Source organism: Streptomyces sp. SID13726 (genome assembly GCF_010548375.1).
GTDB lineage: Bacteria > Actinomycetota > Actinomycetes > Streptomycetales > Streptomycetaceae > Streptomyces.
Window position 1 is genome coordinate 1 of the sequence record NZ_JAAGLY010000262.1, and the last position, 520, is coordinate 520.

1 pseudogene is annotated in these 520 nt (G+C 72.7%); it reads right to left on the reverse strand.

Going from position 1 to position 520, the window contains the following annotated elements:
- A pseudogene (locus tag G3I78_RS47525) lies at positions 1-520 on the reverse strand (hypothetical protein); the annotation flags it as partial.

Consider the following 520-nt stretch of genomic DNA (forward strand, 5'->3'; position numbering starts at 1 on the left):
CGGGGCCGTGGTAGACCGCGTACATCGACGCCACGATGGCGAGGAGCGCCTGCGCGGTGCAGATGTTGCTCGTCGCCTTCTCGCGGCGGATGTGCTGCTCGCGGGTCTGGAGCGCGAGCCGGTAGGCGGTGTCGCCGTCGGCGTCGATCGAGACGCCGACGAGGCGACCGGGGAGCGACCGCTCCAGACCCTTGCGCACGGCCATGAAGGCCGCGTGCGGTCCGCCGTAGAACAGCGGGACGCCGAACCGCTGGGCCGAGCCGACGGACACGTCGGCGCCGAGCTCGCCGGGGGAGACGAGCAGAGTCAGGGCGAGCAGCACGTCGCGCGTGAGCACGCCGACGGCCACGGCGAGCACGATGACGGCCGGCGTGTACCAGGCCGAGAACCGCTCCATGAACCCCTGGGCGCGTGCTCGGGCGTCCTGCGCCTCCTCGACCCGGTGGATGATCCGAGCGAGCGTCGTGTCCTCCCCCACGCCCGTGGCGGTCACCTGGAGGAGCCCGGCCGTGACGATCGT